This window comes from Rathayibacter sp. VKM Ac-2762 (assembly GCF_009866585.1).
Lineage (GTDB): Bacteria > Actinomycetota > Actinomycetes > Actinomycetales > Microbacteriaceae > Rathayibacter.
The window spans coordinates 1,583,659-1,610,232 of sequence record NZ_CP047419.1 but is presented as its reverse complement, the minus strand read 5'-3'; the positions used below and the strand labels follow the sequence as shown (position 1 = coordinate 1,610,232).

Below are 26,574 nucleotides of genomic sequence, written 5' to 3'. Positions count from 1 at the left end.
GCTCCGTCCCACCCCGACCCGCCGCATCCGGCGGGGCTAGGACGCCGCCTTCTCCGCTGCCGCGGTCTTCTTCGGGGTCCGCTTCTTCGCAGGCGCGTCGGCGCCCTTCTCCGTGTCGGCCTTCTTCGCCGCGGGCTTCTTCTTCGCGGCGGTCGTCGCCGGAGCCTTCGCCGCCTTCTTCGGGGCGGGCTTCGTCGCGGCCTTCTTCTCGACGGGAGCCTCCTCCGCCGGCGCGCCCTTCGCCCCGCGGCTGCGCTCGACCGAGCGCTTGAGCGCCTCCATCAGGTCGAGCACCTCGCCGCCGCCGCCCTCCTCCTCCGGCGCCTCGCCGAAGGTCGCGGCGGTGTCGAGGGCGTCGCCCTGCTCGATCTTGGCGTCGATCAGCGTGCGCAGCTCCTCCTGGTACGCGTCGTGGAACTTCGCGGCGTCGAAGTCCTCGGAGTAGGAGTCGACCAGGTGCGCCGACATCTCGAGCTCGCGCGCCGCGATCCGAGTGGTGCCCTCCAGCGACGGGAACTCGACCTCCCGCACCTCGTCCGCCCAGAGCAGGGTCTGCAGCATCAGGAGCTTGCCGCGCACGCGCAGCGCGGCGAGGCGGGTCTTCTGCCGCAGCGCGAACTCGACGATCGCGGTGCGGTCCGTCTGCTCGAGGGTGCGGCGCAGCAGGACGTAGGCCTTGGGGGAGGAGGAGTCGGGCTCCAGGATGTAGGCGCGGTCGAACATGATCGGGTCGACCTGCTCGCTGGGCACGAACTGCACGACGTCGATCTCGCGGTCGCGCTCCTCCGGCAGCGCCTTGAGCTCGTCCTTGGACAGGACCACGGTGCGCTCGCCGTCGTCGTAGGCCTTGTCGATGTGGTCGAAGGTGACGACCTCGCCGCAGATCTCGCACTTGCGCTGATACCGGATCCGTCCGCCGTCCTTGTCGTGGACCTGGTGCAGCGGGATGTCGTGGTCCTCGGTCGCGCTGTAGATCTTCACCGGCACGTTGACCAGGCCGAAGGTGATCGCGCCCTTCCAGATGGCTCGCATGCGCCCAGTGAACACCGTGTCCCCCGGCCGCCGGAAGCCCTGTCGGACGTGAGGGAGCCCCCGACCGTCGAAGGGACCCGCCGCAGCTCGACGGTCCGGGGTCCCCTCAGGGCGGAACGACGGAGCCGCCCGGTCGTCGCGGAGCGACGGCCGGACGGCTCCGGGGCGGTGGCGGCTAGCCGCGCTCGGCGCTCCGGCGGCGCAGCGCGGCGAGCAGAAACCCGCCGACGCCGCCGGCGATCAGCAGTCCGCCGAGGCCCAGCGGCAGGCCGACGTCGGCGCCCGTCGAGGCCAGGGGCGGGCGGCCGCCGGGGTGCGGCGCCACGGCGGTCGGCGTGCTGCTCGGGGTGGGAGCGGCCGTCGGCGCGGTGGTGGGCGCGGTCGTCGGGGCGACGGTCGGCTGCGCGGTCGGAGCGACGGTCGGCTCGGCGGTCGGGGCCACGGTGGGCTCCGGCGTCGGGGTCGGCGTGGTCGGGTCCTTCTCGGCGTCGATCGCGGAGGTGTCCGCGGCGAACGAGGCGGTCACGAAGGCGATGGCCTTCGACGTGATGCCGAGCGCCTCCTGGTTGATGTTGTCGATGTCATCGGCGGCGGAGTGGTAGTTCGGGTCGTGCGTGATGCCGGCGGTGCCGCCGAACAGCGCGACCTCCTCCTCCGTCTTGACGTCGTCGGCGCCGGTGAAGACGCCCGAGGACGGGATGCCGACCGAGATGAAGCCGTCGTAGTCGCTGCGTCCGTCGAACGCGGTGTCGATCCAGGGCTGGTCGATCGAGTCGAAGTAGTCGGTGAACGCCTTCTCGGTCGCGATCGAGCCGGCGGGCACGTCCACGGGGGCCTCGTAGGTGGACTGGTCCGCGTCGTAGACGGAGATCACGTAGTTCGGCGAGGCGACCATGTCGAAGTTCATGTAGGTCGCGATCTTCGAGGCGTCCTCCTCCGTCAAAGAGTCGACGTAGGTGTAGGAGCCGACCAGGCCCACCTCCTCGGCGCCCCACCAGGCGAAGCGGACCGCGTTGGTCGTGTCGCCCGCGGCGGCCAGCTGCACGGCCGTCTCGAGCAGCGTCGCGGATCCGGAGCCGTTGTCGTTGATGCCGGGGCCGGCGGGCACGCTGTCGAGGTGCGCGCCGAGCATGACCACGTTGTCGTGGTCGCCGCCCGGGGTCTCCGTGACGATGTTGAAGGTCTCCACCTCGGTCGTCGTCTGGTCGATGAGGACCGAGACGCTCGCGGGGAGCGACGCCAGCAGCGCCTGACCCTCGGCCTGCGTGACGCCGACGCCGGGGACGGCGGCCTCGTCCTGTCCGCCGAACGTCCCGTTGAGGGCGTCGCTCGGCGCGTTGTCGTAGATGATGATCGCGGCGGCGCCGGCGGCACCGGCGGCGACCGACTTCTCGAGGAAGCTGCAGGAGCCGCGGCTGACGAGCGCGACCTTCCCGGTGGCGTCGAGACCGGTCCAGGCGTCCGTGGTGCAGCCGAGCGGATCGACGGGGGCGATGAGCTCGCCGGTCACGCCGCCCTCGGGCGTCGACGGAGTGAACTCCATCGGGGTGCCGACGGCGCCGGTGCCGGTGGTCAGCGTGAACGCGTCGATCGTCTGCGTCGCGGTGGTGAAGTCCTGGCGCTGCGTCGTGTAGCCGGCGTCCGCGAGGACCTTCTCGACGTACGCGCCGCTCAGCTCGTAGCCCGGGGTGCCGATCGCGCGGGTGCCGCCGTTGGCGTCCGCGATCGCCTGGAGCGCCTCCAAGTGGGTCATGATGCCGTCGACGGTGACGGTGTCGGCGAAGTCGACCGGCTCGACGGCGCTCGCCGTCGGCGCGAAGGCGAAGCCGGCGACGAGGGCGCCCGCTCCGATCATCGCGCTCGAGCCGATCAGCGAGCGGCGTCGGCGGCCGCTCGGGGTGTTCGTGGTGGTTCGCGCCACTGGGGCTCCCTCTCCTCGAGAACGGGCCGCCGCGTCGGCGGCCCCGACGCGCACCTCCCGAAGACTGGGAGGGGATCGCGTCCTCTGCGAGGGTATTCACAGGAAACGGTGCGGCCCAGTCCCCCCTGCCAGATTTCATCCGCACGAAACACGGACCGGGTCGGCGAGCGGATCAGGCAGTCGCCGGGCTCTCGGCCCACTCACGGAGCATCGCGAGCGTCTCCTCCGGACGGTCGCGGTGGGGGCTGTGACCTGCGCCGGCCACGACCGCGTACCGGATGCGCGGATTCGCGCGCAGCACCAGGGCGGCGAGGGAGGGAGGGAGCAGCGTCCCGACCTGCGGATCGCCGGCCAGCACGAGGGCCGGCGGGCGGAGGCCCGGCAGGTCCGCCAGCAGGTCCCACGGATCGTTGTCGTCGATCGTCGCCGCCACCGCGGACGGGTCGGCGTCCCGCACCGCGGCGAGCTTCTCGGCCCGGTCCCGCTCGTCCCAGAGCGGCTGCGCGACAGCGAGCTCCTCGGCCGAGACCGCGAGACCGGCGAGCTCGCCCGCGCGGACGGCGGCCCGCTGCTCCGGGGCGAGCCGGAGCACCGGGTCCAGCAGCGCCAGGCGCCCCGCCCAGCCGGACTCGCGGGAGGCGGCGCGCACCGCGACCGCTCCGCCGAGCGAGTGCCCGACGACGAGGTCGAACGGTCCCCGCGCGAGGGCGTCGTCGGCGTAGGCGTCGTGGCGGGCGGAGCCGCCGCGCGGCCCGTCGCCGTGTCCGCGCAGGTCGGGAGCGGAGACGCTCCAGCCCGCCGCGGTCAGCTCGCGGCTCAGCCGCCACCAGGTGCGGCCCGAGCCGCCCAGGCCGTGCAGGAGCAGGACCCTGCCCGCCGTCATCGCCGGAGCCTCAGTCGAAGCGCGGGTCGCGGCCGGTGCGCTCGCCGGTCGCGAGCCCGGCGATCGCGGCGAGGTCCTCGTCGTCCAGGGCGAAGCCGAAGACGTCCAGGTTCTCGCGGATCCGCTCCGGCGTCACCGACTTCGGGATCACGACGACGCCGAGCTGCACATGCCAGCGCAGCACCGCCTGCGCCGGCGAGACGCCGTGCTTCGCGGCGACGCGGGCCAGGGCCGGCTCGTCGAGGAGGCGCCCGCGGGCCAGCGGCGACCACGCCTCGGTGACGATCCCGTGGGCGGCGTCGAAGGCGCGCAGCTCCTCCTGGGGCAGCCGCGGGTGCAGCTCGACCTGGTTGATCGCGGGCACCACTCCCGTCTCGTCGAGCAGGCGCTGCACGTGCTCCTCGGCGAAGTTCGAGACGCCGATCGAGCGGGCCCGCCCCTCGCTCTGCAGGCGCTCGAGGGCACGGTAGGTGTCGACGTAGCGGTCGCGCGAGGGGATCGGCCAGTGCACGAGGTAGAGGTCGACGTAGTCGGTGCCGAGCAGCTCGAGGCTCCGGTCGAAGGCGGCGAGCGTCTCGTCGAAGCCGTGGTCGTCGTTCCACACCTTGGTCGTCACGAAGACCTGCTCGCGGGGGAGGCCGCTCGCGCGGATCCCCTCGCCGACTCCGCGCTCGTTGCCGTAGAGGGTGGCGGTGTCGACGTGCCGGTAGCCGGCCTCCAGGGCGACGGCGACCGTGCGGGCCGCCTCCTCGTCGCCGATCTTGTAGACGCCGAGCCCGAGCTGGGGGATCGCGCGGCCGTCGTTGAGGGGGATCAGGGGGACGCTCATGCCTCCCATGCTGGCATGCGCCTCAGACGCTCCAGTCGAGCTCGCCGTGCGGTCCCACGTGCACGTCGTCCTCGATCAGCGCAGCGAGACCGGCCACCCCGAAGAGGAGGCGCCGCTCGGCGCGCTCCGCGTCGCTGCGCTCGTCGATGCCGCGCACGGCGAAGTGCACGTCGTGGCCCGCCTGCAGGCCCTCGACGCCGAGTCGGCCGCGGAGCGCACGCACGGGGCGCCGGCCGATGCCGAGACCCCGCCAGAGGGAGCCCGTCTCGAGGACCACCGCCGTCTCGGAGGCGACGACCCCGTGCTGCTCGCGGTGCGCGGTGAGCTGCCACCCGTAGCCGAGGTGGTGCAGGCGGGTCGAGTGCGGGCCGCGCCAGGCGTGGGAGGACTCCTCGCGGCGGAAGTAGACGGGACTCGGGCGGAAGGACCCCTGCCAGAGCGCGGCGGCGAGCTCGGTGCACCACTCCGGGGTCTCCGGATCGGACCAGGGGTCGAGGAGGTCGGTCCGGGCGGCGGCGCGCCGGTGCTCGCGCACCAGCTCCTCCGCGTCCTCCCGCAGTCCCATGCCGCCCCCTCGCCGTCGTGGGCCTTCACCCTAGGGTGCCCGACAGGCGCCGGACAACCGGGGTGGCAGCCTAGGAGGGCAGCGTGACCGGCTCGGTGTCGGGAAGCGGGCTGGCGTCGCGCCCGCGGAGATCCGGGTGGTACCGGCGGCCGAGCAGGGGCACCAGGAAGCCGACCAGGGCGAAGGCCGCGGCGACGACGATGGCGGCGGTCGGCCCGGCCTGGTCGATCTGCACGCCGGCGATCGCGGAGCCCAGCGCCGCGCCGATCAGCTGACCGGTGCCGACCCAGCCGTAGGCCTCCGCCGTGTCCGAGAAGCGCACGCTCGAGGCGGTGATCGCGAACAGCGCCGCGAGAGCGGGGGCGATGCCGATGCCGGCGAGGAACAGCGTGACGCACAGCCACCAGAAGTCGGTCGAGACCGCCGCCAGGCCCATGCCGACCGTGACGATCAGCATCCGCCGCGCGGTCGCCCACCGGCTGATCGGGATGTGGCCGAGGGCGAGGCCGCCGACCAGGGAGCCCGCCGCGAACACGGCGAGCACGACACCCGACTCGACTCCGCCCTCGCCGAACACCGCGACCACGCCCGCCTCGACCGCCGAGCAGGCGCCGATCAGGAGGAAGCCGACGACCGTGGCCAGCAGCACCGGGGGCTTCGTGAGCACCACGCCGAGGCGGCGCTTCGAGCGCGGGATGCGGACGCGGCCCACCTCGGGCGAGGCGATGAACCAGATCCCGCCGCCGATCAGGAACGCGGCGGCCGTCAGGATGCCCGCGACCGTCGACACCTGGATCGACACGAGCGTCGCCAGCACCGGGCCGAGCACCCAGATGATCTCCTGAGCGGAGGCGTCGAGCGAGAAGAGCGGGGTCAGCTGCGAGCTGGTGACCATCTTGGGGTAGATGGTCCGCACGGCCGGCTGCACCGGCGGCATGCTCAGGCCGGCGATGAACCCGATCACGACGAACTGCCACACCTCGAGCGGGAGCACGGCCATCGCGATGATCGCGCCCGCGCAGACCACGAGGGTGATCGTCAGCACGCGGCGCATCCCGAGCCGCCCCATCAGGCGGCTGGTCAGCGGCCCGGCGATGGCCTGCCCGATCGACATCGAGCCGAGCACCAGGCCGGCGGCGGCGTAGGAGTGGTGCACCCGCTCCACGTGCAGGAGGAACGCCAGCGAGAGCATCCCGAACGGGAAGCGCGCGGTCAGCTGCGCGAGGATGATGCGCCCCACCCCGGGGGTCTTCAGGAGATCGGTGTAGCTGCCCACCGGACGACACTAGCGCTCCGGAGGGGACTGCGGTTCGTCGAGGGAGACCGCTGCCCGAGGGCCCCTCGACGGGTCGCGGTTCCCTCCGCGGAGGGGCGCGTCAGCCGGCCAGCACCTTGCGGATCCGCTGCAGCGACACGCTCTCGGCGGTGCCGAGCGACTGCGCGAAGAAGCTCACCCGCAGCTCCTCGATCATCCAGCGGGCGCGCGCGATCCGCTCCGGGGCGTGCGCGGGCAGCGGCACGACGCCGCCTGCCGACCGGTAGAGCTCCTGGGCCGCCTGCACCTCGTTCAGCCAGACGCGGTCGCGCCCGACGTTCTCGGCGATCTTGCCGAAGCGCTCGGTGATCCCGCCGAGGTAGCGCGGGAGGTGCCGCAGCCGCTCCACTCCGGTCGCCGAGACGAAGCCCGGGTAGACCAGGCCGGAGAGCTGCTCCCGCGCATCCGTGAGGGCGGGCAGGAGCGCCATGCTCGTCGAGGCCTTGAGCGCCTTCTCGACGCCCCGGGCGGTGGTGAGGATCGTCGTGACCGTCTTCACGGTCTCGAACATCGCGTCCATGACGCTCGCCGAGACCCGGTCGCGCACGGCGTCGAACTCGGCGCGGAGGAAGAGCATCCCGTCGGGCTTCATCCGCCAGAGGACCGCGTCGACGCAGGCGAGCAGGCAGTCGGTGAAGAGCGCGGTCGTGTTCTGGTACGGGCTCTGCGCGAGCACGAGCTTCTCGTTCGAGGTGAGGTGCTGCTGCACGTAGGCGACGGGGCTCGGCGTCGCGAGCAGGAGGAGGCGGCGGACGCCTCGCGGGTGCTCGCGCGCCTGGTCCTCGGCCGTGGCGAGCAGGCGGATCGAGACCGAGTCGCCGTCGTCGATCAGGGCGGGGTAGGCGCGGATGGTGTTCCCGCCCTGCCGGGTGTCGGTGACGCGGGGCAGCTCCGGCATGTCCCAGGTCTTCAGGCCCCGGCGCTCGAGCGCGTCGGGGACCCGGGCCTCGACCACGCGGGCGACCTCGTCGCGGACCCGACCGCGCAGGCGCTCGGCCAGCGGGGCGAGCTCCTTGCCGGCGGCGACCGTGCGCCCCCGCTCGTCGGCGACGGCGAAGGTGACCCGCAGGTGCGAGGGGATGCGCTCGAGGTCGAAGTCCTCGGGCTGCACCACCACGCCGGCCTCGCGGCGGATCGCTCCGGCCAGGGTCGCCGCGAACGACTCCGTCGGCGGGTTCGGCACGTCGTGCGGCAGGGACGCGGTGAGCTTGCGCGCCCAGTCGTTCGCGGGCACCACGTTCCGGCGCAGGTGCTTGGGCAGCGCCTTGATCATCGCGGTGACCAGCTCGGCCCGGAGTCCCGGCACCAGCCAGTCGAAGCCGAGGGGCGTCACGCGGGGCAGGAGCGCGAGCGGCACGTGCACCGTCACTCCGTCCTCCTCCGTCCCCGGCTCGAACCGGTACGAGAGGCGGAAGCGCTGGTCGGCCTGGCGCCACTGCGTGGGGAACGCGGTCTCGTCGATCTGCTCCGCGTCCTCGGGGAGGAGCGTCTCCTGCGTCATCGTCAGCAGGTCGGGCTCGTCGTGCTGGGTCGTCCGCCACCAGGAGTCGAACGAGCGCACCGAGGTGATGTCGCGGGGGAGTCGGCGGTCGTAGAAGTCGAACACGGCCTCGTCGTCGACGAGCAGGTCGCGGCGGCGCGTGCGCTCCTCCAGCCGCTCGAGCTCGGCCCGCAGGGCCCGGTTCTTGCGGTCGAAGGCGTGGCGCGACTCCCACTCGCCCTCGACGAGGGCGTGCCGGATGAACAGCTCGCGGGCGTACGAGGCGTCGATCCGCGAGAACTGCACGCGGCGGCGGGCGATGATCGGCACGCCGTAGAGCGTGACCTTCTCGTAGGCGACGGCCGCGCCCTGCGCCTTCTCCCAGTGCGGCTCGCTGAACTGCCGCTTGACGAGGTCGCCCGCGATCGCCTCGGCCCAGGCCGGATCGATCGCGGCGTTCGAGCGGGCGAAGAGGCGGCTGGTCTCGACCAACTCGGCGCTCATCACCGCGTCGGGGAGCTTCTTGGCCAGGGCGCTGCCGGGGAAGATCGAGAACTTCGCGTTGCGGGCGCCGATGTACTGCACGTTCTGGCGCTCGCGGCTCTTCGCCGCGCGCTGCGCCTGCTGCGAGGTGGTGTCCTTGATGCCCAGGTGCGAGAGCAGGCCGGCCAGGAGGCTCCGGTGGATCCCGTCGGGGTCGACCTTCGGCTCGCCCAGCTCGAGCTTGAGGGGGCGCGCGAGCTGGCGCAGCTGGCGGAACACGTCCTGCCACTCGCGCACGCGCAGGTAGTTGAGGTACTCGGCCTTGCACAGGCGCCGGAAGGCGCTCGAGGAGAGCTCCTCCTGCTTCTCCTCCACGTAGTTCCAGAGGTTCAGCAGGGTGAGGAAGTCGCTGGTGGGATCGACGAAGCGCGCGTGCTGCTGGTCGGCCTGCGACCGGCGCTCGAGCGGGCGCTCGCGGACGTCCTGGATCGTGAGGCCCGCGACGATCGCCATCACCTCGCGGCTGACGCCGTGGCGGCGTGACTCGATCACCATCCGGCCGAAGCGCGGATCGATGGGGAGCCGCGCGAGGTCGCGCCCGATGCGCGTGAGCTGCGGCGCGGCCTCCGCCCCCTTGCGCGGGATGCCGCTCGAGTGCGCGCTCGGCGGTGTGCCGCGCACCGGAGCGGCATCCCGTGGAGCAGCGGAGGCGGTGGAGGGGGAGCCGGGGACGCGGAGGGCGCCGAGCTCCGTGAGCAGATCGAGGCCGTCCTTGATGCCGCGGGAGTCGGGCGGAGTGAGGAACGGGAACGAGGCGATGTCGCCCAGTCCGAGCGAGATCATCTGCAGGATGACCGCGGCCAGGCCCGTGCGGAGGATCTCGGGATCGGTGTACTCGGGGCGGCGGAGGTAGTCCTCCTCGGAGTAGAGGCGGATCGCGATGCCCGCGCTGGTGCGGCCCGAGCGGCCGGAGCGCTGGTTCGCGGAGGCCTGCGACACCGCCTCGATCGGCAGCCGCTGCACCTTCGAGCGCGCGCTGTAGCGCGAGATGCGGGCCGTGCCGCCGTCGATCACGTAGCGGATCCCGGGGACGGTGAGGCTCGTCTCCGCCACGTTGGTCGCGAGCACGACGCGGCGGCGGACGCCGGGGGTGCGCCCCTTCTCGAAGACGCGGTGCTGATCGGCCGCCGACAGGCGCCCGTAGAGGGGGAGCACCTCGGTGCCCGGCAGGTTGCGGCCCCGAATGGCGTCCTCGGCGTCGCGGATCTCGTTCTCGCCCGAGAGGAACACCAGGACGTCGCCCGGATCCTCGCGCGCCAGCTCGGCCAGGGCGTCGGCGATGCCGGTCATCAGGTCGCGGCTGCCGCTCGTCGCGTCGGGGACGTCGGTGTCGTCGTCCTCCTCCGGCTCCTCGGCGACCAGCGGGCGGTAGCGGATCTCGACCGGGTAGGTGCGGCCGGAGACCTCGATGATCGGCGCGGGCTCGCCGGCGGCGTCGGCGAAGTGGGCCGCGAAGCTCTGCGGGTCGATCGTCGCCGAGGTGATGATCACCTTCAGGTCGGGGCGCTGCGGCAGCAGGCGGTGCAGGTAGCCCAGGAGGAAGTCGATGTTGAGGCTGCGCTCGTGCGCCTCGTCGATGATGATCGTGTCGTACCGGCTGAGCATCCGGTCGTGGTTCATCTCGTTGAGCAGGATGCCGTCGGTCATCAGCTTGATCCGCGTCGAGGCGGACGCCTTGTCGGTGAACCGGACCTGGTAGCCGACCAGCCCGCCGACCTCGTCGTCGAGCTCCTCCGCGATGCGCTCGGCGATGGTGCGCGCGGCGATGCGCCGGGGCTGCGTGTGCGCGATGCTCTCGCGGCCGAGCTCCAGGCAGATCTTCGGCAGCTGGGTCGTCTTGCCCGATCCGGTCGCGCCGGCGACGATGACCACCTGGTGGTCGCGGATCGCGGCGGCGATGTCCTCGCGCCGCGCCGACACGGGGAGTTCGGGCGGGTAGCGGATGCTGAGCACGTCTGACATGAGCCCTCCATCCTACGCCGCGTGCGACAATGCCCTGTCTCGTGAAACATCGCGGGCCACCCTGCCCGGTCGGGCGCTCCGGCGCCGGTCGACCGCGGCGCACGATCCCGTGGAGCACCCCGATGAATCCGCAGTCCCTGCTGGTCGTGCTGAACATCGTGCTGCTGCTCTTCGCGATCCGGGGCGTGCTGTCGAACCCGAGGCTCTCGAAGGTCGCGAAGGTCTCCTGGGTGGCGTTCATCGTGATCGCGCCGTTCATCGGCAGCCTCGCCTACCTGGCGGTGGGCCGTCGCGGCGGGAGCGGCGGAAGCGGCACGGTCGTGCGCGGCACGGAGCGGCCGTCGGGCTGGTTCTTCGAGCGCTGAGCGGTCGGGCGGCCCTACGGCGTGGGAGACCCGCGGACGTCGGCGCTCCGCGGACCTCCTGACCCTCCGTCCCGCGGCAACCCCCTCACCGCAGGCTCCGCCCGCGTCTAGCGTGGAGCGCATGGCCGATCGTCTGCGCTCCAGTGTCAGCCCCTACCTCCGCTCGCACGCGGACAATCCGGTCGACTGGTTCCCCTGGGGCGAGGAGGCGTTCGCCGAGGCGGTGCGCCGCGACGTCCCGGTGATGGTGTCGATCGGCTACTCCACCTGCCACTGGTGCCACGTGATGGCGCGGGAGTCGTTCTCGGATCCGGTGCTCGCCGCGCGGCTGAACGCGGACTTCGTCGCGGTGAAGGTCGACCGCGAGGAGCACCCGGACGTCGACACGGCCTACCTGACGGCCGCGAGCGCGTTCACCCGACAGCTCGGCTGGCCGCTGACGGCCTTCGCCACCCCCGCCGGCGAGACCTTCTTCGCCGGCACCTACTTCCCGCCGCGCGCCGTCGGCGGCGTGCCCGCCTTCTCCGACGTCCTCGACGCGGTCTCGGAGGCGTGGCGGCTGCGGCGCGACGAGGTGCAGGCGACGGCGGGCGGCCTGGCCGCGGCCCTGCGCGAGGCGACCGCGGCGCTGCCCGCCGATGCCGCGCTGCCCGGCGACGCCGAGCTCGACGGCGCCGTCCGCGCACTCGCGGACGAGGAGGACCGGGTGCACGGCGGCTTCGGCGGCGCCCCGAAGTTCCCGGTGGCCCCCGTGCTCGGGTTCCTGGCCTCGCGGCCCTCGGGAGCGGCGCTCGCCGAGCGCACGCTGCTCGCGCTGGCCGCGTCCCCTCTCCGCGACCGCGACGGAGGCTTCTTCCGCTACGCGACGCAGGCCGACTGGAGCGATCCGCACTACGAGCGGATGCTGTACGACAACGCGCAGCTGCTCGACGTCGCTGCCGTCCTGCTCGGGCACGACGGGGCCCGGATGGCGGAGCTGACCGGGATCGCGGAGGGCGTCGCCGCGTTCCTCCTGACCACTCTCGAGCGGCCGGGCGGCGGCTTCGCGTCGGCGCAGGACTCGGAGAGCATCGTCGACGGTCAGCGCTCGGAGGGCGGCTACTACCTCGCCGAGGACCGGTCCCGCCTCGCGCCTCCCGCTCTCGACGAGAAGGTCGTCACCGGCTGGAACGGCCTGGCGATCCGCGCGCTCGCCCGCGCCGGACGCGTGCTCGGACGGGAGGAGTGGATCGACGCCGCCCGGCGCGCGGCGGACGCGGTGCTGCAGCGGCACCTCGTCGACGGCCGCGTCGCGGTGCGCGCCTCCCTCGACGGTGCCGTCTCGGCGGCCCGCCCGGCGCTGGAGGACCTCGGGATGCTGGCCGGCGGGCTCCTCGAGCTCGCCCTGGCGGAGGGCCGCCCGCGCTACGCGGTCGCGGCGCGCACCCTGATCGACGGCGCGCTCGACGCGGCCGACGGCCCGCTGCCGTTCGCGCTGCCCGGGGGAGGAGACCCGGCGCTGACCGCGCGGGGACTCCTGCTCGCGGCCGATCCCTCCGAGGGCGCCTACCCCTCCGGCCTGTCGGCGACGGCGGACGCGGCGCACGAGCTGTACCTGCTCACCGGATCGCAGCGCTACCGGGAGGCGGCCGAGGCGGTCGTCGCCTCGATCGCTCCGGGCGCGGTCCGCCGGCCGATGGGCTTCGGCGCCGTGCTCGGGCTCGCTTCGCGGCTGGCTCGCCCGGTGCGGCAGCTGGTCGTCGTGGGCCCCGGAGCGGCGGAGGCGGTGCAGGGCGCACGGTCCGCCGGGATCGGCGTGCTGGTCGGCGTGTCCGACGAGGGCGCCCGGGACTGGGCGGACGCGGGCTTCGAGCTGTTCGAGGGGCGGATCTCGCGGGAGGGGCTGCCGACCGCCTACTCCTGCGAGGCCTTCGTCTGCGCCCTGCCGACGACCCGCCTCCCGGAGGAGCTGCTCACGCGGCCGTGACCACCAGCGGCGCCTCGGGGTCGGCGGCCCACTCGTTGAGCGAGCCGTCGTAGACGACCGCCGTGTGGACTCCGAGCACCGCCAGGGCGAGCGCATCGGCCGTCGCGGCGATCCCGCCGCCGCAGTAGAGGACGATCCGCTCGGCCTGGAGAGCGTCTCCGAACAGCGACCGCAGCCGCTCCGGCGGCAGGAGCGTGTTGTCGGCGCGGTCGACGAGCCGCCCGGCGGGGACGCTCCGCGAGCCCGGCAGGTGTCCGAGGCGGGGGCGGCGCCCCTCCTCCCCGGTGAACTCCTTCGGCGGGACCGCGCAGACCAGCGCCCCGGGAGCCTCGCCGCGCACGACCCTCTCGACGCCGGCCTTGTCGATCCAGAGCGGCCGCTCCTCGCGCACGCTGATGCCTCCGCTCACCGCGGGCTCGACGTGCCCCGTCTCGATCGGGCGCTCCTCCCGCCGCCAGGCCGGGAGCCCGCCGTCGAGCACCGCGACGGCGTCGTGCCCGGCCGAGCGCAGCAGCCACCACACGCGCGAGGCCCACTGGCCGACCGCGGAGTCGTACACGACGACCACCGAGTCGTCGTCGATGCCGAGCGCGGCGGTCGCGGCGGCGAAGCGCTCCGGGTCGAGCCGGGTGAAGGGCAGGGGAGCCGCCGGATCGGACAGCTGCTCGAGCAGGTCGCCGAACACGGCGCCGGGGACATGCCCCTCGAGGAGGTACTGCTCGTCGCCGCTCAGGTAGCCGGGCCGCCCGTCGAAGCCGGGCACGAGCAGCACGCTGGCGTCGACGACGACGAGGTGCTCGCGGCCGAGCTGGTCGGCGAGCCACTGGGTCGAGACGATCGGCCGGGCGAGGTACGGGGCGGAGGAGGTGCTCACCCGCCCCACGGTAGGCGCGACCGCCGACAGGCGCGCCCCCGTGCGTCACGCACGGTCACGGACGCCGCCGGGCGCTCAGCACTCGATGACGTTGACCGCGAGGCCGCCCTCGCTCGTCTCCTTGTACTTCGACGACATGTCGATGCCGGTCTGGCGCATCGTCTCGATGACCGCGTCGAGCGAGACGCGGTGGTCGCCGTCGCCGTGCAGCGCGAGGCGGGCCGCGCTCACGGCGGTGGAGGAGGCGATCGCGTTCCGCTCGATGCAGGGGATCTGCACGAGCCCGCCGACCGGGTCGCAGGTCAGTCCGAGGTGGTGCTCCATCGCGATCTCGGCCGCGTTCTCGACCTGGCGCGGACTGCCGCCGAGCACCGCGCAGAGCGCTCCGGCAGCCATCGCGCAGGCCGAGCCGACCTCGCCCTGGCAGCCCGCCTCCGCACCGGAGATCGAGGCGTTCGTCTTGCAGAGCGAGCCGATCGCGGTGGCGGTGAGGAGGAAGCGGCGCAGCCCCGCGCGGTCGGCGCCCGGGACGAAGCGGAGGTAGTAGTGCCCGACGGCGGGGATGATGCCCGCCGCTCCGTTCGTCGGAGCCGTCACGACGCGCCCGCCTGCGGCGTTCTCCTCGTTCACCGCGAGGGCGAAGGCGTGGAGCCACTCCACCGAGGTCGCGCGGGCGCGGTCGAGCGGGTCCTCCTCGAAGGCCTCGAGCCGCTCGCGCAGCACCGAGGCGCGGCGGCGGACGCCCAGGCCGCCCGGCAGCACGCCATCGGTCGCCAGGCCGTGCTCGACGCAGGCGGCCATGGCGTCCCAGATCGCGTCGAGCCGGGCGTCGATGTCGACCCCGGGGTGCAGAGCGCGCTCGTTCGCGGCGGCGATCTCGGCGATGCCGGAGCGGGTCCGGTCGCAGGTCGCCAGCAGGTCGAGCCCGGAGACGAAGGGGTAGGGGTGCGGGGCCAGCGCAGCCAGCTCGGCGCGCTCGCCCGCGCGCCGGATGAAGCCGCCGCCGATCGAGTAGTAGGTCTCCTCCCACACCGGCAGCGGGTCGTCTCCGACCCAGACGCTGAAGGTGAGGGCGTTCGGGTGCTCCGGCAGCCTCGTGCGCGGCTCGAAGACGACGTCGTCGCGCGTCATCGCGAGGCGCTGCTCGCCGGCCAGGAGGATCGTCCCCTCCGCGTCGAGGCGCTGCCAGGCCCCGCGCACCAGCGCCGGGTCGCACGTCTCGGGGTCCAGGCCGGCGAGACCGGCGACCACCGCGTCGGGGGTGCCGTGGCCGATCCCGGTGGAGCCGAGCGAGCCGTAGAGGGTGCAGCCCACCCGGCTCACGCGGCCGAGGAGCCCGGCGTCGCGGATCCGCTCGGCGAGGGCGAGGGCGGCGCGCATCGGTCCGACGGTGTGCGAGCTGGACGGGCCGATCCCCACGCTGAACAGGTCGAGGACGGAGACGTAGGCGCTCATCCACCGAGACTACGCCGGGGCCGGCGGACTGCGCCGCCCGAGCCGCGCCCGCGACGAAGAGCCACGGAGATCCGGCGTCGACGAGGGTCTGCGGCGGGTCAGCGCAGCGTCTTGCGCGCCGAGATCTGGCCGGTGTCGAAGCCGAGCAGGTGCAGGCCGCCATGGAAGCGGGCGTGCTCGACCTTGATGCAGCGGTCCATCACGACGATCAGGCCCTTCGACTCGCCGTACTCGGCCGCCTCCTGGTTCCAGATCCCCAGCTGCACCCAGACCGTGGGCGCGCCGACGGCGAGGACGTCGTCGATCACGGCGGGGATGTCGCTCGCCTTGCGGAACACGTCGACGATGTCGGGCACGACCGGGAGCTCGGCGAGACTGCGGTAGACCGGCTGCCCCAGGATCTCGGTGGCGTTCGGGTTCACGAAGTAGAGCTCGTAGTCGCTCGACTGCTGCAGGTAGGTGGCGACGAAGTAGGAGGAGCGGGCCGGGTTCGGCGAGGCGCCGACGATCGCCACGGTCTTCGCGCGGCGGAGGATGTCGAGTCGCCTGCGGGCGTCGGGGCCCACCCAGGTGCGCTGCGAGCGCAGCATCTTCGCCAGCGGCGAGTTCGCCGGGACCGAGCAGCTCAGCCCGTTGGACAGCTGGACGACCGTGTCGGCGGTGTCGGCGGTGTCGGTGGTGCCGGTGGTGCTCATGCTCAGACCTCCACGGCCGGGGTGTGCAGGGTGGTGGTCGTGTCCTCGGGGAGCTCGGTCGGAGCGTCGGGGGTGCCGTGCTCCTCGACCGCGCGGGCGAGCGCCTGGTCGAGATCGTAGATGATGTCGTCCGCGTCCTCGATTCCGACGGAGAGGCGGACGAGTCCGGGGAGGACGCCCGCGTGGAGGAGCTGGTCCTCGGTGAGCTGGGCGTGGGTGGTCGAGGCGGGGTGGATCACCAGCGTCTTCGCGTCGCCGATGTTGGCGAGGTGGCTGGCGAGGTCGACCGATTCGATGAAGGTCTGGCCGACGGCGCGGCCGCCCTTGACCACGAAGCTGAAGACCGAGCCCGGTCCCTTCGGCAGGTACTTCTGCGCGCGGTCGTGGTGCGGGTGCGCGGGGAGCCCGGCCCAGTAGACGGCCTCGATCCGGGGGTCGGCGTCGAGCCATTCGGCGACGCGGCGCGCGTTGTCGACGTGCGCCTGGATCCGGTACGGCAGCGTCTCGACGCCCTGGGCGAGCAGGAACGCGGAGTGCGGAGCGAGGACCGGCCCGATGTCGCGCAGCTGCTCCGCGCGCAGGCGCGTGAGGAAGCCGTACTCCCCGAAGTTGCCGTCCCACGACAGGTCCCCGTAGGAGGCCACCGGGTCGTGCAGCAGCGGGAACTTCTCGGGGGAGTAGTGGAAGCGCCCCGACTCGACGACGACGCCGCCGAGCGTGGTGCCGTGTCCGCCGAGGAACTTGGTGGCCGAGTGGACGACGATGTCGGCGCCCCACTCGATCGGGCGGACGAGGTAGGGCGTGGCGACCGTGGAGTCGATGATCAGCGGGATGCCGGCGGCGTGCGCGACCGCGGCGAGGCCCTCGATGTCGGCGATCTCGCCGGAGGGGTTCGCGATCGTCTCGGCGTAGAGCACCTTGGTCTTCTCGGTGATCGCCGCCGCGTAGTCGGCCGGGTCGCTCGAGCGGACGAAGGTGGTGTCCACTCCGAAACGGCGGAGCGTGACGTCGAGCTGGGTGATCGATCCGCCGTAGAGGTTGGCGGAGGACACCACGTGGTCGCCCGCGCCGACGAGCGCCGCGAAGGTGATGAACTGCGCCGAGAGCCCGGAGGCCGTGGCGACCGCGCCGAGGCCGCCCTCGAGACTCGCGACGCGCTCCTCGAAGGAGGCGACCGTGGGGTTCGACAGGCGCGAGTAGACGTTGCCGTACTTCTGCAGCGCGAAGCGGGCCGCGGCGTCGGAGGTGTCGTCGAAGACGAAGGCGCTGGTCTGGTAGATCGGCAGAGCGCGGGCGCCCGTCACCGCGTCGGGGATGTTGCCCGCGTGGATCGCACGCGTCTTGAAGCCGTACTCACGATCTGCCATGCGATCGACGCTAGCGGGAGCCGCCGACACCGCCGCCCCGGAGCGACGCATCGCGTAACAGAGCGGCCCCGCAGTGCAGAGCGACCGTGCGCGACAGAGCGACCGTGCGCGACAGAGCGGTCGAGCGGATCGGAGCGCCGATCAGAGCGCCAGCTGCACCGCGGCCAGTCCCATCGCCGCGATCGCCGCCCACGACACCAGGGCGACGAGCAGAGCACGCCACCCCGTCGTCACGAGCGCGCGCACCCGGACGGCGCTGCCGAGCGCGAAGAGCGCCGCGGCGAGGAGCCAGGTCTGCGCGGTGTCGGCGGCGGCGAGCAGTCCCTCCGGCAGGGGGAGGAGCGTGCGCAGCAGCACCGCGGCGAGGAACCCGACCACGAACAGCGGCACGATCGCCGGGCGCGTCCCGCCGGTCCCGCCGCCGCGCCTCGTGACCGCCGCCGCCACCGCGACCATCGGCGCCAGCATGACCACGCGGGTCAGCTTCACCACGACCGCCACGGCCAGCGCCGACGCACCCGCCACCTGGGCCGTCGCCACCACCTGGCCCACGTCGTGGACCGAGGCGCCGACCCAGTGCCCGAACTGCACGTCGGAGAGCCCGAGCGGCTGCTGCAGGGCGGGGAGCACCGCGATCGCGAGCGTGCCGCAGAGCGTCACCAGCGCGACCGGCGTCGCCTGCTCCTGCTCCTTCGCCCGGGTCGCTCCGGCCATCGCGCCGATCGCCGAGGCCCCGCAGATCGAGAAGCCCGCCGCGAGCAGCAGCGGCTCCTGCCCGGGCAGCCGGAGCGCCCGGCCCAGCGCCCAGGTCAGGCCGAAGGTGGCCAGGACGATCCCGACCACGACCAGGATCGCGCCCCAGCCCAGCGCAGCGATGTCGATCAGCGAGAGCTTCAGCCCGAGCAGGACGATGCCGGTGCGCATCAGCGAGCGGGACGAGAACTTCAGGCCCGGCGCCAGCGCCCCGCTCAGCAGGGGGCGCGCCGCGGGCAGCTGCGCCACGAGGATCCCGAGCGCGACCGCCGCGGTCAGCATCGGCACTGCCGGCACCGCCGCGTGCAGCAGGGCCGCGATCACCGCCGCGACCGCGCAGGCCGCGACTCCCGGGCCCAGCCGCCGGATCAGACCCACGAGGGCAGCCACATGTGGGCCTGCCAGAAGGCGAAGGACGTCTGCGCGCCGATCCAGAGCGGCAGGAAGTAGGCCGTCAGCGCCGCCGCCGCCACCGCGAAGACGAGCACCACGAGGACGCCCCGGGTGCGCCGCCTCCGCTCGTCGCCCGGACTCCCGATCACGATCCCGGCCGTCAGCGCCAGCGCCAGCATCATGTAGGGCTCGAAGACGACGCAGTAGAACTGGAACACCGTTCGGTCGAGGTAGAGCAGCCACGGCAGGTAGCCCGCCACGATCCCCATCAGCACGAAGCCGGCGCGCCACTCCCGGTACCGCGCGAGCCGGAAGAGGAGGTACACCAGCGCCAGGACTCCGGCGTACCAGATGAGCGGATTGGCGACCGAGGTGATCGCCTCGTCGCAGCGTGCGGCGGTGCAGCCGTCGACGCCCGTCGCCTGGTCGACGAAGTACATGCTGGTCGGTCGGAGCATGAGCAGCCAGGTGAGCGGGTTCGCCTCGTAGGGGTGCGAGGCCCGCAGGTTGATCGAGTAGTCGTACATCTGCACGTGGTAGTGCCAGAGGCTCTGCGCCCAGTCCGGCACCCACGCCAGAGCCCCGGTCCAGGCGTTGCCGGGCGCCTCCGACGCCCACTGCCGGGCCCATCCGCCGGAGGTGCGCAGCCAGCCCGTCCAGGTGACGAGGTAGGCGATCAGGGCGATCGGCACGACCAGGAGGAAGGTGACCGGACCCTGCTTGAGGATCGCGCCGCTGCCCCAGAACGGCACGCCCGCGCGGCGCCGCATCAGCGCGTCGACGACCACCGCGTACACGCCGTACGCCGCGAGGAAGTAGACGCCCGTCCACTTCACGCCCGCGGCCAGGCCGAAGAGCACGCCGGCCGCGAGCAGCCAGGGCCGCCACCACAGGACCGGCCCCCAGCTCGGCAGCGCTCCCGCCGCCACCTTCCGAGCCAGCTGCAGCTCGGCCCAGCGCCGGTCCAGCAGCACCGCCGCGACCCCGCAGAGCGCGACGAACATCAGGATCCCGTCCAGGAGCGACACCCGCGACATCACGATCGCGTGGCCGTCGAGCGCGAGCATCAGCCCCGCGAAGGAGGAGAGGAGGGTGGAGCGGAACAGGAGGCGGCCGATCACGATCACCAGCGCGACGGCGAGGATCCCCACGACGGCGGTCGCGACGCGCCAGCCGACGCTGTCGTCCGCGCCGAACACGCCCATCCCGAGCCCGATGATCCACTTGCCCAGCGGCGGATGCACCACGAAGGACGGCGCCCCCGTGAAGGTGTCCACGTCGCCGGCCGCGAAGCCGGGGTCCGGGTTCTCGGGCCAGGCGCCCTCGAACCCGAGGTTCCAGAGGGTCCAGGCGTCCTTCACGTAGAAGGTCTCGTCGAACACGAGCGAGCGCGGGTGGCCGAGGTTCCACAGCCGCAGCACCGCGGCCAGGGCGACCACCAGCAGCGGCAGTCCGAGCTCGTACAGCCGGCGGCGCGCGGGGGAGGCGACGAGCCGGGCGTGCAGGTCGTCGAACCAGGAGCCGCGCGGCACGTCCGGGAGCGGGGTGCGCTCCCGCGTTGCGGACGCCTCGGCGGGCTCCACCGGGACCGAGCGTGCCGATCCCGCCGCGTCCAGGAGCAGGTCGTCGAAGTCGCGCTGCGGTCGGTCCGTCACCCGGCCATGCTAACGGGGCGCCTCCTCCCGGGACGGCGGCGATCCGCGGCGGGAGGCCCCGGACCCGGCCTGGGAGACTGGCGGCATGATCATCCTCGCCGGCACTCCCATCGGAAACCTCGGCGACGCCTCCCGCCGGCTCGTGGAGGCGCTGGGCTCCGCCCGCCACGTCGCCGCCGAGGACACGCGCGTGACCATCCAGCTGATGCGCGCCCTGGGCGTCGAGAACCGGCCCGCCCTCTACGCGCTGCACGACCACAACGAGCGCGAGCGCGCCGCCGAGCTGGTGGAGCTGGCCCGCGAGGAGGACCTGCTCGTGCTGAGCGACGCGGGCATGCCCACGGTCTCGGACCCGGGCTACCACCTGGTCGAGGCGGCGGTGGCGGCGGGAGTCGCGGTCACCGCGCTGCCCGGTCCCTCGGCGGTGCTCATGGCGCTCGCCGTGTCCGGGCTCCCGACGGACCGCTTCAGCTTCGAGGGGTTCCTGCCCCGCCGGCACGGCGAGCGGGTCTCGACCTTCCGGGCGCTCGTCGACGAGCGGCGCACCATGGTCTTCTTCGAGTCCCCGCACCGGATCGGCGACGCGCTCGCCGACCTGGTCGAGGCGATGGGCCCGGAGCGGCGCGTCGTCGTCTGCCGCGAGCTCACCAAGATGTTCGAGGAGGTCCGGCGCGGCACGGCGGCCGAGCTGGCCGAGTGGGCGGCCGACGGCCTGCGCGGCGAGATCTGCCTGGTCGTCGAGGGAGCCCCCGCGAGGGAGGCGTCGCTCGAGGACGCGCTGGCCGACGTGCTGGCCCGCGTCGAGGCCGGATCGCGGCTCAAGGAGGCGTCGGCCGAGGTCGCCGAGATCACGGGGCTCTCGCGCCGCGCTCTCTACGAGGCGGCGCTCGCCTCCCGCCGCGGCTGAGGGCTCCCTCCCCGGCGGCGATCGCGGCCGGTCGTCCACGGCCTCCGTCACACGCCGGGAGCGGTGCCGCGCGGTGAATAGGATGGTCGCCATGTCCGACGGCGCCTCCTTCTACCTCACGACCCCGATCTTCTACGTGAACGACGTCCCGCACATCGGGCACGCGTACACCGAGGTCGCCGCCGACGTGCTCACCCGCTGGCACCGCCAGGCGGGCGACGACACCTGGCTGCTGACCGGCACGGACGAGCACGGCCAGAAGATCCTCCGCACCGCCACCGCCAACGGCACGACCCCCCAGGAGTGGGCCGACCGCCTCGTGAGGACCGCCTGGCAGCCGCTGCTCGAGACCATCGACATCGCCAACGACGACTTCATCCGCACCACGGACGCGCGGCACGAGGTCAACGTCCAGAAGTTCCTGCAGAAGCTGTACGACGAGGACGCGATCTACACCGGCGAGTACGAGGGCTACTACTGCGTGGGCTGCGAGGAGTACAAGCAGCTGTCCGACCTCGAGGAGGGCACCGGCGACTACGCCGGCCAGTACGTCTGCAAGATCCACTCGAAGCCGGTCGAGCTGCTGAAGGAGAAGAACTACTTCTTCAAGATGAGCGAGTACACCGAGCGGCTGCTCGCGCTCTACGAGGAGCGTCCCGACTTCGTCCAGCCCGAGTCGGCGCGCAACGAGGTCGTCAGCTTCGTCCGCCAGGGCCTGGCCGACCTGTCGATCTCCCGCTCCAGCTTCGACTGGGGAGTGAAGGTCCCGTGGGACGACTCGCACGTGGTCTACGTCTGGTTCGACGCGCTGCTCAACTACATCACCGCGGTCGGCTACGGCCAGGACGAGGCGGAGTTCGAGCGCCGCTGGCCCGCGACCCACATCGTCGGCAAGGACATCCTGCGCTTCCACGCGGTGATCTGGCCCGCCATGCTCATGGCCGCGGGCCTCGAGGTCCCCCGGCAGGTGTTCGGCCACGGCTGGCTGCTGGTCGGCGGCGAGAAGATGTCGAAGTCGAAGCTCACCGGCATCGCGCCCGAGCAGATCACCGACACCTTCGGCTCCGACGCCTTCCGCTACTACTTCCTCCGGGCCATCACCTTCGGCCAGGACGGCTCGTTCTCGTGGGAGGACCTGTCGGCGCGCTACCAGTCCGAGCTCGCGAACGGCTTCGGCAACCTCGCCTCGAGGGTCGTCGCGATGCTGCACCGCTACTACGACGGCGTCGTGCCCGCGCCGGGGGAGCCGACCGAGGCGGAGGAGCGCGTGCAGCGCATCGTCGCCGAGGCCGCCGCGTCGGCCGACCGGTCGATCGACGCGCTCGCGATCCACGACGCGATCACCGCCGTGTGGAGCATCGTCGAGGAGCTCAACGGCTACATCACCGAGCAGGAGCCGTGGGCACTCGCCAAGCGCGAGGAGCGCGAGCGCCTCGGCACGGTGCTCTACACCGCGACGGAGGGGCTCCGCGCCCTGGCCGTGCTGCTCTCGCCGGTCGTGCCGCGCGCGACGGCGTCCCTCTGGGAGGCGCTCGGCGTGATGGAGTCGCTGGGCGCCCTCACCGCGCAGCCGATCCGCCAGGCGGGCCGGTGGGGAGTCCTCCCCGTCGGCACCACCGTCGGCACGCTCGCCGCGCTCTTCCCGCGCATCGAGGCTCCCGCGTCCTGACGGCCGCGCCTCGACCCGTGGACCGAGCAGCCGAGCGGTGCGGACTCGCCGGCGGAGGATCCGCAGGGGAGTGCCCGACGGCCGTGATCCGAACGCGGGGGGCCGGGTGCGAGCGGCCCTCCGCTCCGTGGACGGCGGGGCGCTGATGACGCGCGAGGTGCTCGACGCTCTCGAGCAGGCGGCCGAGCTCACTCGGCGCCACGTCGGGCACCCCGAGCGCGCCGCCGCGCTCGCCCTGCGCCTGCACCGGGTGACCGCTCCGACCGAGCTCGTCTACACCCGGTTCCCGCCGACCCTCAGCCTGGTGCTGGCCGGCCGGAAGCGCTCGGTGGTCGGCGACTCCGACGAGCGGTGGGGCGCCGGCCGCTTCCTGATCACCCCCGTCGATCTGCCGGTGGTCGCGGCCGTCGTGGAGACCGGCGACCGCGGCGACTTCCTGTCGGCCAACTGGCATCTCGACCCGCTCGTGGTGGCCGAGATCGCGGCGCTCGCTCCCCGGACGGCCCCGCGGGTTCCCGCCCCGCGGATCGGCACGGTCACGGAGGAGATGGCCGACTCGCTGCGCCGACTCTTCCGTCTGCTCGACGCCCCCGCCGACATCCCGGTGCTCGCCCCCGCGATCACGCGCGAGCTCGTGCTGCGGCTGCTGCAGACGGACCAGGCGCCCCGGCTGCTGGCCGCGTCCAGCACCGTCCGCTCGGAGGCCGTCTCCCGCGCGGTCGAGGCGATGAGCGCGTCGCTGTCGCGCGGATGGACCCTCGGCGCGCTCGCCGCGGAGGCGGGCACCAGCGTGCCCACACTCACCCGCCGCTTCCGCGAGCTGACCGGGATGTCGCCGCTGGGCTACCTGCGGCGGCTCCGCCTCGGGGAGGCCAGGAGGCTGCTCCTGGTCCGGGGCGACACCGCCGCGCAGGCCGCGGCCGCGGTCGGCTACGCGAGCGCGTCGCACTTCGGGCGCGACTACCGCCGCGCCTACGAGACGACCCCCGCGGCCGACGCCGCGCTCCACCCCGGGCCGCTCGTCCAGATCCACTGAGCGGCGGGCGCTGTCGCGGGGACTCCGAGCGGCGCGTGCCGCGGCGTCAGACGCGGGCGCCGACGATGCCTCCGTCGACGTCGAGCGTCGTGCCGTGGACGTACGAGGCCTCGTCCGAGACGAGCCAGCGCACGGCCAGGGCGATCTCGTCCGGACGTCCGGGCCGGCCGGCGGGGGCGGACGCGGTCATCTGCTCCAGGATCGCCGCGGCGTGCTCGTTGCCGGGCGTGAGGGTCGCGCCGGGCGCGACGGCGACCACGCGCACGCCGCTCGGGCCGTACTCGGCCGCCCACGCCCGCGTGAGGTGCTCCAGCGCCGCCTTGGTCGCGGGGTAGAGCGCGGTCCCGGGCGTTCCCACCCGTCCCATCCACGAGGTGATGTTGACGACCACTCCGCTCCCGCGCTCGGCCATGGCCGGGGCGATCGCCGCGACGAGCTGGTGCGGCACGCGGATGTTCGTGGTGAGGAGGGACTCGACATCGGCGTCGCTGAGGTCGGCGGTCGGCCCCACCGGGAACACTCCGGCGTTGTTGACGAGGACGTCGATCCGCCCGTCGAGGAGGGTCAGCGCCCGCTCGGCGACGGCGCGGGTCTCCTCCGGCGTGCCCGCGAGGTCGGCGACGAGCGCGGAGGCGGTGCCCCCGTCGGCGCGGATGCCGCGGACGACGGACCCGACCCGCTCGGGGTCGCGTCCGTGCACGAGGACATGAGCGCCGGCCCCGGCGAGCCGGCGGGCGATGGCTGCACCGATCCCGCTCGAGGATCCGGTGACGAGGGCATGGCGCCCGGCGAGGGAGCCGGGTGCGGAGTGGGCGAGGAGCTCGGTGTCTGTCATGGCTCCAGCCTCCCGGCGGCGCGGGAGGCGGGCTGTCCCGATCCGATCGGGTGCTGACCCGATCCGCTCAGGGCGCCTCAGCGGCCGCCTCTCGGCCCTCGTCCACCCGGGACTCCGGCCCGCGCGAGCCCTCCCGGTAGCCTGGAGCGCATGACCGACAGCCAGCACGTCCGCTCCCGCGAGGCCTCGTCCGGCCGCGACCTGACGTACCCGCCGCTGCCCGAGGCGCTCGTCGTCCCCGTCTACGACAACCACACGCACCTCGAGATCGCCGACGGCCTCGAGCCGCTCGACCACCGCGAGCAGCTCGACCGGGCCTCCACCGTCGGGGTCCGCGGCGTCGTCCAGGTCGGCACGGACGTCGAGACGAGCCGCTGGTCGGCCGAGCAGGCGGCGAGCGAGCCGCGCATGCTGGCCGCCGTCGCGATCCACCCCAACGAGGCGCCCGAGCTGGAGCAGCGCGGCGAGCTCGACGCCGCCCTCGCCGTGATCGCCGAGCTGGCGGAGCAGCCGCGGGTGCGCGCCATCGGCGAGACCGGGCTCGACTTCTTCCGCACCGGCGAGAGCGGCCGCGCCGCGCAGTTCCGCTCCTTCGAGGAGCACATCCGCATCGCGAAGGAGCACGACCTCGCGCTGCAGATCCACGACCGCGACGCGCACCGCGAGGTCATCGAGACCCTGCGCCGCGTCGGCGCCCCCGAGCGCACCGTCTTCCACTGCTTCTCCGGGGACGCGGAGATGGCGCGGATGTGCACGGACGAGGGCTGGTACCTCTCCTTCGCCGGCACCGTGACGTTCAAGAACGCCGAGCCGCTGCGGGAGGCGCTCGTCGCGACTCCGCGGCACCTCATCCTGGTCGAGACCGACGCGCCGTACCTCACTCCGTCGCCCTTCCGCGGCCGCCCGAACGCGCCCTACCTCCTCCCGCACACCCTGCGCTCGATGGCCGCGACCCTCGAGACCGACGTCGGCCACCTCGCCGCGACGATCGCGTCGAACACGGAGGCCGTGTACGGCGAGTGGGGCGGCGAGGTCGGCTCCGAGCCGACGGAGCCGGTCGGACCCCTCGCATGAGCGGCCGCCACGCCGCCGAGCCGACGGCCGCCGCGATCCCGCGCCTGCTCGGCCCGGCCGAGATCCGCGACCTCGCCGGCCTCCTCGACGTCACGCCGACCAAGAAGCTCGGCCAGAACTTCGTGCACGACGCCAACACGGTCCGCCGCATCGTCAAGCTCGCTCGGGTGCGCCCGGGGGAGACCGTCGTCGAGATCGGCCCCGGCCTCGGATCGCTGACCCTCGGCCTGCTCGAGGCGGGCGCACAGGTCGTGGCCGTCGAGATCGACGGGCGCCTCGCCGAGCAGCTGCCGCGCACCGTCGAGCTGATGGCGCCGGGCGCCGATCTCGCGGTCGTGCACGCCGACGCGATGAAGGTGCTCGACCTGCCGGGGGAGCCGGTCCGGCTCGTCGCCAACCTCCCGTACAACATCTCGGTGCCGGTGCTCCTGCACTTCCTCGAGCACTTCGCCAGCATCCGGTCCGGAGTGGTGATGGTGCAGTCCGAGGTCGGGCACCGGCTCGCCGCCGGTCCCGGCTCCAAGGTCTACGGCGGCCCGAGCGTCAAGGCGGCGTGGTTCGGCTCCTGGACGACGGGCGGCGCGGTCTCGCGTCAGATCTTCTGGCCGGTGCCGAACGTCGACAGCGTGCTCGTCGCGTTCGACCGCGGCGAGGAGCCGGGCGACGAGACCCTGCGCCGCGCCGTCTTCGCGGTCGTCGACGCGGCGTTCGCGCAGCGGAGGAAGATGCTCCGCCAGTCGCTCGCGACCCTCTTCGGCGACAGCGCCGCGGCGATCGTCGCGCTCGAGCGGGCCGGCGTCCCGCAGACCGCGCGCGGCGAGGAGCTGGACGTCGCCGCCTTCGTCCGCCTGGGCCGCGAGCTCGATCCGGCGCGGGTCCCCGTGCGCGGCGCGGCGGTGCCCGACGGGTCGCTGGCGGAGACCGACGGGGACGACGCGGACGGCGACGGGGAGCCCGCCCCGGGTGCGGACGAGGGCGCCTCCGCCACCCTGTAGCGTGG

21 protein-coding genes are annotated in these 26,574 nt (G+C 73.5%); 7 read left to right on the top strand and 14 right to left on the bottom strand.

Annotated elements, in window-relative coordinates; translation table 11 throughout:
• Positions 1–36 precede the first annotated feature (36 nt).
• The 7 genes from GTU71_RS07595 to hrpA all read right to left on the bottom strand — a co-directional run bounded on the left by GTU71_RS07595 (position 37) and on the right by hrpA (position 10,530).
• Positions 37–1,032, bottom strand: a complete 996-nt coding sequence (locus GTU71_RS07595) for a Ku protein (protein ID WP_159939586.1) — start codon at positions 1,030–1,032, stop codon at positions 37–39.
• Positions 1,033–1,207: 175 nt separating this feature from the next.
• The gene (locus GTU71_RS07590) at positions 1,208–2,953 is read right to left on the bottom strand and encodes a M28 family peptidase (protein WP_159939585.1); all 1,746 of its coding nucleotides are present in this window, start codon (positions 2,951–2,953) and stop codon (positions 1,208–1,210) included.
• Between the two features lie 172 nt (positions 2,954–3,125).
• On the bottom strand, positions 3,126–3,836 hold the full coding sequence (locus GTU71_RS07585; protein ID WP_159939584.1) for an alpha/beta fold hydrolase: 711 nt from the start codon (positions 3,834–3,836) through the stop codon (positions 3,126–3,128).
• Positions 3,837–3,846: 10 nt separating this feature from the next.
• Positions 3,847–4,665 (bottom strand): aldo/keto reductase, encoded by an 819-nt coding sequence (locus GTU71_RS07580; protein WP_104222368.1) that lies wholly within the window; start codon positions 4,663–4,665, stop codon positions 3,847–3,849.
• Between the two features lie 22 nt (positions 4,666–4,687).
• Positions 4,688–5,230: a hypothetical protein gene (locus tag GTU71_RS07575; protein WP_104226914.1), complete on the bottom strand. Its 543-nt coding sequence runs from the start codon at positions 5,228–5,230 to the stop codon at positions 4,688–4,690.
• 70 nt (positions 5,231–5,300) lie between these two features.
• Positions 5,301–6,506 (bottom strand): MFS transporter, encoded by a 1,206-nt coding sequence (locus tag GTU71_RS07570; RefSeq protein WP_104226915.1) that lies wholly within the window; start codon positions 6,504–6,506, stop codon positions 5,301–5,303.
• Between the two features lie 100 nt (positions 6,507–6,606).
• Complete coding sequence (gene hrpA, locus GTU71_RS07565) at positions 6,607–10,530, bottom strand: ATP-dependent RNA helicase HrpA (RefSeq protein WP_159939583.1); 3,924 nt, start codon at positions 10,528–10,530, stop codon at positions 6,607–6,609.
• A gap of 122 nt (positions 10,531–10,652) precedes the next feature.
• Here hrpA and GTU71_RS07560 point away from each other — a divergent pair, with 122 nt between their 5' ends.
• Together GTU71_RS07560 and GTU71_RS07555 are read left to right on the top strand one after the other, a co-directional pair.
• A complete protein-coding gene (locus tag GTU71_RS07560; protein ID WP_159939582.1) occupies positions 10,653–10,895 on the top strand; it encodes a PLDc N-terminal domain-containing protein in 243 nt (80 codons plus the stop codon).
• Between the two features lie 121 nt (positions 10,896–11,016).
• Entirely contained in the window at positions 11,017–12,861 is a 1,845-nt protein-coding gene (locus GTU71_RS07555; protein ID WP_159939581.1) for a DUF255 domain-containing protein, read from the top strand.
• Here the strand turns inward: GTU71_RS07555 and GTU71_RS07550 are convergent.
• The 6 genes from GTU71_RS07550 to GTU71_RS07525 all read right to left on the bottom strand — a co-directional run bounded on the left by GTU71_RS07550 (position 12,848) and on the right by GTU71_RS07525 (position 20,053).
• On the bottom strand, positions 12,848–13,735 hold the full coding sequence (locus GTU71_RS07550; RefSeq protein ID WP_159939580.1) for a rhodanese-like domain-containing protein: 888 nt from the start codon (positions 13,733–13,735) through the stop codon (positions 12,848–12,850). The two genes, GTU71_RS07555 and GTU71_RS07550, sit on opposite strands and share 14 nt — an antisense overlap.
• A 75-nt stretch (positions 13,736–13,810) precedes the next feature.
• The gene (locus tag GTU71_RS07545; protein WP_104329440.1) at positions 13,811–15,190 is read right to left on the bottom strand and encodes an L-serine ammonia-lyase; all 1,380 of its coding nucleotides are present in this window, start codon (positions 15,188–15,190) and stop codon (positions 13,811–13,813) included.
• A gap of 98 nt (positions 15,191–15,288) precedes the next feature.
• Positions 15,289–15,885 (bottom strand): CoA-binding protein, encoded by a 597-nt coding sequence (locus tag GTU71_RS07540; RefSeq protein ID WP_159939579.1) that lies wholly within the window; start codon positions 15,883–15,885, stop codon positions 15,289–15,291.
• Between the two features lie 2 nt (positions 15,886–15,887).
• A complete protein-coding gene (locus GTU71_RS07535) occupies positions 15,888–17,252 on the bottom strand; it encodes an O-acetylhomoserine aminocarboxypropyltransferase/cysteine synthase family protein (protein ID WP_159939578.1) in 1,365 nt (454 codons plus the stop codon).
• A 141-nt stretch (positions 17,253–17,393) separates the two neighbouring features.
• Positions 17,394–18,383 (bottom strand): putative sulfate exporter family transporter, encoded by a 990-nt coding sequence (locus GTU71_RS07530; protein WP_244230664.1) that lies wholly within the window; start codon positions 18,381–18,383, stop codon positions 17,394–17,396.
• Positions 18,374–20,053, bottom strand: a complete 1,680-nt coding sequence (locus tag GTU71_RS07525) for a phospholipid carrier-dependent glycosyltransferase (protein ID WP_244230663.1) — start codon at positions 20,051–20,053, stop codon at positions 18,374–18,376. Before GTU71_RS07525 ends, GTU71_RS07530 begins: the two co-directional genes overlap by 10 nt.
• 85 nt (positions 20,054–20,138) lie before the next feature.
• On the opposite strand from GTU71_RS07525, the gene rsmI reads away from it, so the two are divergent.
• The 3 genes from rsmI (at position 20,139) to GTU71_RS07510 (ending at position 23,665) form a co-directional block, all read left to right on the top strand.
• Positions 20,139–20,960: a 16S rRNA (cytidine(1402)-2'-O)-methyltransferase gene (gene rsmI, locus GTU71_RS07520; RefSeq protein WP_104226923.1), complete on the top strand. Its 822-nt coding sequence runs from the start codon at positions 20,139–20,141 to the stop codon at positions 20,958–20,960.
• 91 nt (positions 20,961–21,051) lie between these two features.
• Entirely contained in the window at positions 21,052–22,629 is a 1,578-nt protein-coding gene (metG, locus tag GTU71_RS07515) for a methionine--tRNA ligase (RefSeq protein WP_159939577.1), read from the top strand.
• Positions 22,630–22,699: 70 nt separating this feature from the next.
• Positions 22,700–23,665: an AraC family transcriptional regulator gene (locus GTU71_RS07510; protein ID WP_244230662.1), complete on the top strand. Its 966-nt coding sequence runs from the start codon at positions 22,700–22,702 to the stop codon at positions 23,663–23,665.
• A 46-nt stretch (positions 23,666–23,711) separates the two neighbouring features.
• Here GTU71_RS07510 and GTU71_RS07505 read toward each other — a convergent pair whose 3' ends face one another.
• Positions 23,712–24,500 carry an SDR family oxidoreductase gene (locus GTU71_RS07505; RefSeq protein WP_104222330.1) on the bottom strand — a complete coding sequence of 263 codons (789 nt, stop codon included), beginning with the start codon at positions 24,498–24,500 and terminating at the stop codon, positions 23,712–23,714.
• 150 nt (positions 24,501–24,650) lie between these two features.
• On the opposite strand from GTU71_RS07505, the gene GTU71_RS07500 reads away from it, so the two are divergent.
• Complete coding sequence (locus tag GTU71_RS07500; protein WP_104222332.1) at positions 24,651–25,574, top strand: TatD family hydrolase; 924 nt, start codon at positions 24,651–24,653, stop codon at positions 25,572–25,574.
• Positions 25,571–26,569, top strand: coding sequence for a 16S rRNA (adenine(1518)-N(6)/adenine(1519)-N(6))-dimethyltransferase RsmA (rsmA, locus tag GTU71_RS07495; protein WP_181073461.1), 999 nt, complete (start codon positions 25,571–25,573; stop codon positions 26,567–26,569). The genes GTU71_RS07500 and rsmA overlap by 4 nt, the downstream gene beginning before the upstream one ends.
• The last annotated feature ends 5 nt before the right edge of the window (positions 26,570–26,574 follow it).

Excerpts from the sequence above, each read along its gene's own strand:
- rsmI (WP_104226923.1), top strand. The coding sequence starts at position 20,139 with ATGATCATCCTCGCCGGCACTCCCATCGGAAACCTCGGCGACGCCTCC.
- GTU71_RS07575 (WP_104226914.1), bottom strand. The coding sequence starts at position 5,230 with ATGGGACTGCGGGAGGACGCGGAGGAGCTGGTGCGCGAGCACCGGCGC.
- metG (WP_159939577.1), top strand. The coding sequence starts at position 21,052 with ATGTCCGACGGCGCCTCCTTCTACCTCACGACCCCGATCTTCTACGTG.
- GTU71_RS07545 (WP_104329440.1), bottom strand. The coding sequence starts at position 15,190 with ATGAGCGCCTACGTCTCCGTCCTCGACCTGTTCAGCGTGGGGATCGGC.
- GTU71_RS07585 (WP_159939584.1), bottom strand. The coding sequence starts at position 3,836 with ATGACGGCGGGCAGGGTCCTGCTCCTGCACGGCCTGGGCGGCTCGGGC.
- GTU71_RS07535 (WP_159939578.1), bottom strand. The coding sequence starts at position 17,252 with ATGGCAGATCGTGAGTACGGCTTCAAGACGCGTGCGATCCACGCGGGC.
- hrpA (WP_159939583.1), bottom strand. The coding sequence starts at position 10,530 with ATGTCAGACGTGCTCAGCATCCGCTACCCGCCCGAACTCCCCGTGTCG.
- GTU71_RS07505 (WP_104222330.1), bottom strand. The coding sequence starts at position 24,500 with ATGACAGACACCGAGCTCCTCGCCCACTCCGCACCCGGCTCCCTCGCC.
- rsmA (WP_181073461.1), top strand. The coding sequence starts at position 25,571 with ATGAGCGGCCGCCACGCCGCCGAGCCGACGGCCGCCGCGATCCCGCGC.
- GTU71_RS07500 (WP_104222332.1), top strand. The coding sequence starts at position 24,651 with ATGACCGACAGCCAGCACGTCCGCTCCCGCGAGGCCTCGTCCGGCCGC.
- GTU71_RS07555 (WP_159939581.1), top strand. The coding sequence starts at position 11,017 with ATGGCCGATCGTCTGCGCTCCAGTGTCAGCCCCTACCTCCGCTCGCAC.
- GTU71_RS07540 (WP_159939579.1), bottom strand. The coding sequence starts at position 15,885 with ATGAGCACCACCGGCACCACCGACACCGCCGACACCGCCGACACGGTC.
- GTU71_RS07560 (WP_159939582.1), top strand. The coding sequence starts at position 10,653 with ATGAATCCGCAGTCCCTGCTGGTCGTGCTGAACATCGTGCTGCTGCTC.
- GTU71_RS07580 (WP_104222368.1), bottom strand. The coding sequence starts at position 4,665 with ATGAGCGTCCCCCTGATCCCCCTCAACGACGGCCGCGCGATCCCCCAG.
- GTU71_RS07595 (WP_159939586.1), bottom strand. The coding sequence starts at position 1,032 with ATGCGAGCCATCTGGAAGGGCGCGATCACCTTCGGCCTGGTCAACGTG.